Annotated in this window: 7 protein-coding genes; 6 read left to right on the plus strand and 1 reads right to left on the minus strand. The window is 41.7% G+C overall.

Features of this window, described 5'->3' with window-relative positions; genetic code table 11:
• From bioD to ABYB02_RS14760, 3 genes are all read left to right on the plus strand, one after another.
• On the plus strand, positions 1-505 hold a 505-nt coding region (gene bioD / locus ABYB02_RS14750; protein WP_372763166.1), incomplete at its 5' end, for a dethiobiotin synthase.
• A gap of 145 nt (positions 506-650) precedes the next feature.
• On the plus strand, positions 651-1,514 hold the full coding sequence (gene htpX / locus ABYB02_RS14755) for a protease HtpX (protein WP_372763167.1): 864 nt from the start codon (positions 651-653) through the stop codon (positions 1,512-1,514).
• Positions 1,515-1,695: 181 nt separating this feature from the next.
• Complete coding sequence (locus ABYB02_RS14760; protein ID WP_372763168.1) at positions 1,696-2,358, plus strand: NADPH-dependent FMN reductase; 663 nt, start codon at positions 1,696-1,698, stop codon at positions 2,356-2,358.
• A gap of 69 nt (positions 2,359-2,427) precedes the next feature.
• On the opposite strand, the gene gloA is transcribed toward ABYB02_RS14760, so the two are convergent.
• Positions 2,428-2,955, minus strand: a complete 528-nt coding sequence (gene gloA, locus ABYB02_RS14765) for a lactoylglutathione lyase (RefSeq protein ID WP_372763169.1) — start codon at positions 2,953-2,955, stop codon at positions 2,428-2,430.
• A 379-nt stretch (positions 2,956-3,334) separates the two neighbouring features.
• Between gloA and ABYB02_RS14770 the strand changes: the two genes are divergently transcribed.
• The 3 genes from ABYB02_RS14770 to ABYB02_RS14780 all read left to right on the plus strand — a co-directional run bounded on the left by ABYB02_RS14770 (position 3,335) and on the right by ABYB02_RS14780 (position 4,602).
• A complete protein-coding gene (locus ABYB02_RS14770; RefSeq protein WP_372763170.1) occupies positions 3,335-3,661 on the plus strand; it encodes a hypothetical protein in 327 nt (108 codons plus the stop codon).
• A 119-nt stretch (positions 3,662-3,780) separates the two neighbouring features.
• Positions 3,781-4,227: a hypothetical protein gene (locus ABYB02_RS14775; protein WP_372763171.1), complete on the plus strand. Its 447-nt coding sequence runs from the start codon at positions 3,781-3,783 to the stop codon at positions 4,225-4,227.
• An 84-nt stretch (positions 4,228-4,311) separates the two neighbouring features.
• Complete coding sequence (locus ABYB02_RS14780; protein WP_372763172.1) at positions 4,312-4,602, plus strand: hypothetical protein; 291 nt, start codon at positions 4,312-4,314, stop codon at positions 4,600-4,602.
• The last annotated feature ends 193 nt before the right edge of the window (positions 4,603-4,795 follow it).

The raw sequence follows: 4,795 nt of genomic DNA on the forward strand, positions 1-4,795 counted from the left end.
AAGCGCCAGCGTAAGTGCCAAATACGATGTGGTTAATCCATTTGCCTTTGCACCGGCCATTGCGCCGCACATTGCCGCCGAGCAGGCAGGCGTAACGATTACTCTGGATAAACTAAACAGCGCGTATAACGTAGTAAAGCAACAAGGCGCCGACTATATACTTACAGAAGGCGCGGGGGGCTGGGCACTACCGATTAATAATACAGACTATTTATACGACTGGGTTAAAGCGCAGCAGCTACCGGTAATACTGGTAGTAGGAATGAAATTAGGCTGTATAAATCATGCTTTACTCACAGCGGCACATATGCAAAGTTTGGGGGTAAATTGTGTGGGGTGGATTGCAAATCAAGTCGACCCGCACATGGATGAATACCAAGCCAACCTAGATTCGCTTAAAGCGCGCTTGCCGTATCCTATACTGGCGATTAGTCCTTATAGTGAGCAAACACCTAAATTACAAATTTATAAAACGCTACTTGAAAATTTCGCGTTAAACACATAAATAACGCTTGTTTTACGACATAGTTTGTCACAGAATAGTGCCGACGGTGTGACATACTGTGTCATAGCGTAATGATCACTTTCAGTAGATTTAATGCCAAACGGGCTGTCTCTTAGTGATCAATTCAATTTTTGTGAGGACAAGTATGAAACGTGTTTTTTTATTTTTATTAACTAACCTAGCAGTAATGCTGGTGTTAGGTGTGGTGCTGTCGATTGTGATGAGTGTGTTTGGACTAAGCAATCGTAGCTTAGGCGGCATGCTAATGATTGCTACCGTATTTGGCTTTGGTGGCTCGTTTATTTCGTTATTTATGTCGAAATGGATGGCAAAAAAATCAACTGGCGCCCAAGTAATTACCCAACCACGTAACGAAACCGAGCATTGGTTAGTCACGACCGTAGCAGCGCAAGCTCAAAAAGCCGGTATTAAAATGCCAGAAGTGGCTATTTACGACAGCCCTGAAATGAACGCCTTTGCCACAGGCCCCAGTAAAAATAACTCGCTGGTGGCTGTTAGCACCGGCTTATTACACAATATGAGCCAAGAGCAAGCCGAAGCCGTGCTTGCACACGAAGTATCGCATGTGGCGAATGGCGACATGGTGACCCTTACGCTTATTCAAGGCGTGGTAAACACCTTTGTTATTTTTGCGGCAAAAGTATTGGCTGGTATAGTCGACAACTTTATAAATAGCGATGAAGAAGAAGGCGGCAGTAGCTGGACTTACTTCTTATTCGATATGTTATTCCAAGTAATATTTGGCGTATTAGCCAGTGTGATAGTGGCTTACTACAGCCGCCAACGTGAGTTTGCTGCCGATAACGGCGCAGCTAAGCTGGTGGGCGCAGACAAAATGCGCTCTGCACTGGAACGATTAAAGCAAAATCACCCATCGCAATTAGAAGGCTCTATGATGGCGTTTGGTATTGCCAGCGGTAAAGGGATGGCAGAATTATTCTCGTCGCACCCGCCACTGGATGCACGTATAGACGCACTGCGTAAGTAACGTTGTAAATTAATTTAACTACTAAGCCAGCCTAACCGCTGGCTTTTTTTATGGCTCACTGGCAAGGTAATAACGTGCAAGCTTGAGCGATCACTTAACCAGCTAGCTCAAATTAATTGGCTTGCTTTAAGAGGGTAGCAGTAGCTAAACGAATTAAATAATTAAATGTGAGGGATTAACAATGAAGTTCTTAGTGTTTTTAGGCACCGTACGCAATAGCACACCACCTAAACCAGCAAGGCTTGGCGAGCGCGTAGCCCAAGCATGTATAGCGTGTTTGCAAAGCCAATTTAGTACACATGAAATAGAGCTAATCGACGCATTAGAGCACCCCCTTGAACCGATATTTAAACCACACTTTGCTTACGCTAAAAGTCAGGCACCACAGCCGTTAACTATTTTGGCTGATAAAATTGCCGCAGCCGACGGCTATATTATGGTAAGCCCCGAATATAACCATTCAATGAGCCCGGCCTTGGCCAATTTATTAAACCACTTTGGCAGCTCAAAATTTGCCTATAAACCCAGCGCTATTGTTACTTATTCTGCTGGGCAGTGGGGTGGTATGCGCGCTGCAATGGGTATGCGTACTTTTTTGAGTGAATTAGGCTGCTTACCCGTATCAGCAATGATCCATGTACCAAAAGCGCAACAAGTAATGGCTGAAGATGGCTCGTTCAATGAGCAAAGTGAGCAAGACGCCTGGTTTAATTATTTTTCTCGAACATTTACCCAATTAGCTTGGTGGGCTGAAGCCGCTAAGGTGCAAAAAGCTGCGCAAGACCCAAACCAGCTGCTAAAAAGTTTTACTAAAGACCCCGCCGAGCGAAACGCGCCAAATTAACACATTTATTTGCACAAAAAAGCCAGCTATTACGCCGGCTTTTAGGTTTAGAGAGTAATACGTTAACGACTACTGAGATTGAATAATCTCGGTAATTCCCTCGGGTGAGAGTATTTCAATCCAGTAACCGTCGGGGTCTTTAATAAACGCTAACCCTTTCATTGAGCCATCGTCTGGCTTTTTCACAAACTCTACCTCGTATTTAGCAAAGCGTTCGCACGCGGCGTAAACATCGGGTACGCTAATACCAATGTGGCCAAACCCTTTCGGCTCTTCGTTACCACTAACATAACCGCTAAAACTGTCGTCGTTTTCGGTGCCCCAATTGTGGGTAAGCTCAATCAGCGCAGGGCGGCGAAATACCCATTCAGTGTTGCTTTTATCATCGCCTTCTGGAAGCTGTTGCTCGTAGCCTAAAAAGTACAGGGTAAACTTCATACCAGGAAAGTCGTACTTCCCTAATAATTTCATTCCTAATACATTTTGATAAAACGCCAACGCAGGTTTAGGGTCTTTTATACGCAACATAGTTTGTTGCATTACATAGCCATCGGTGGCTTGTGCAATTTGCTCTGGAGATTCGTTATAGCTAGACATGAGATAATCCTTAATAAAATGACTGAAAAAACCTTAATGGATTTAAAAAGGCAGGGAATACGAACATCATAATAAACAGCAGCAAAAATTAAAACCATCGAACTAAATTATCAGCCAGTGAGTTGGGTGTTTTATAAGCGGAAAATGGCATATTCAATAATACTGTTTATTTATACAGAACTTGGTGTTTTGTCCAATATTACTGATCTCCACCATTTTGGTGTATTTCTGCATTTATGAAGTATGAGTCGTAGTTAACTAGTTGTTTACAGGTGTTTATTTGAAGGCTAAGATAAATGCAATGTAATATATGGATATTTTTCGGTTTATAAAACGACAAATGTCGTAGACAAAGTTGTTATATTTTTAAGGAGATTTCGTGACACTTTATACAAACTGGGGAGTAACCTCGAATGAAATTATTGGTGCTGTTGTAACCGAAATGTTGCATGACCTGAGAGTCAATAACTTCACCTTTACGGCATTTCCTGAGGTGACGATCTCACATTCAGATAGTAAGGTGTTTTCTATTACTTTATCCGTAAAAGAATTTAATTCTGAAATTGTATTTAAAATAGATAATTCAACGGCTAAAAAAGTAGCCAAAAACTTCCAAAATGAAAGGCGTACTGGTGGTGAATTCTTTAAACTAATTCAGAGTCAATTGCAGCTTTTAGAGCAATCATGCCAAAGTTCTGTGGCGTAAAAAATATAACAAGTCACTTAAAAGGACAAATAACAGTTGGTTTTTGCTCCTGCGTCGCTTATTTTAACCAACTATTATTTGCCTCTTAGTGAGGCGTTATGTAACAAAAAGGAGAGTCTGTGAAAGCTGGAGATATAAAAACAATATTTGAATTGATGAAAGAGGCCTCTCATATTCAGGTTATCTACATCGGCTTAGCTGCAGCCCCTTTTGTTATTGGTGCATGGTTTGATGTCATTGATAGAATTCCAACTCTGGCAGATCACAAGTTAGTTTCATTGCTGATTGTGTTGATATTCGTTTTTATCATGCTAGTGGTTGCTGTGGTTTTTGATCATAAAGATAGAAAACGGAAGCTAATACTCAGTAAGGTGAACAGCTATATGGTGGCAAATGACTTTAAAGCTGTTCGGTTTTCAACCATCAGAAAGATGCTGGGAATTAGTGATACAGATGATGACTTCACGACAGTAATAAATACATTCCCAGATAGATTGCGCCTCGTCTCTTTTAAGGTCGATGGAAGTGAAGATAAAACTGAACCCGGCTTTGGTCTTGTTACATAACAAGTCAATTAACTTCGCGCCTTCGGCGCCGGACGTAGCAAAGCTGCGCCGGTTATTGAGGCGTTATGAGTTTTGAGGTCGAATATGAATGAGCACAGGGATGCTAGTGGAAGACTTACATTCGATTTTGATGAGATTCCATCTGGTAAATATTCCAAAGTTACTAAAGCGATTGTTTCAGAATTTAGCATGGAGGTCGCCGGTGTTAAAACACGCGGTCTTGATGAGGTATTCCAGGATTTCAAAAAAGGCAATGAAGTAGTTGGCCTAGAATGGGATAATTGGTCAGGATACATTGTAAATGCAAAAGTAAAATCAGCTGAGCCTTTGGTTCGTGAAATTGCAGGTTATATCCGTGCCAAATTCAACTCATAACAATCGCAAGCAGTCGGAAACCAAAAGCTGTGCGCCTTTGTGCATTTGCTCCGCAAATTGTTGCACAAAGCCACCCAACTATTGGTTCCGCTGTTGCGGGCGTTAGCAGTCAAGGATGCACATGAAATCATTTATTCAGCAAGAATATAAAAATGTCTTGAAGCAAAGATTTGTTTACCCCATACGGTTGTAT

The organism is Pseudoalteromonas sp., from assembly GCF_041613455.1.
Lineage (GTDB): Bacteria > Pseudomonadota > Gammaproteobacteria > Enterobacterales > Alteromonadaceae > Pseudoalteromonas.

Coding starts and splice junctions, on each gene's coding strand:
- htpX (WP_372763167.1), top strand. CDS start 651: ATGAAACGTGTTTTTTTATTTTTATTAACTAACCTAGCAGTAATGCTG.
- ABYB02_RS14760 (WP_372763168.1), top strand. CDS start 1,696: ATGAAGTTCTTAGTGTTTTTAGGCACCGTACGCAATAGCACACCACCT.
- gloA (WP_372763169.1), bottom strand. CDS start 2,955: ATGTCTAGCTATAACGAATCTCCAGAGCAAATTGCACAAGCCACCGAT.
- ABYB02_RS14780 (WP_372763172.1), top strand. CDS start 4,312: ATGAATGAGCACAGGGATGCTAGTGGAAGACTTACATTCGATTTTGAT.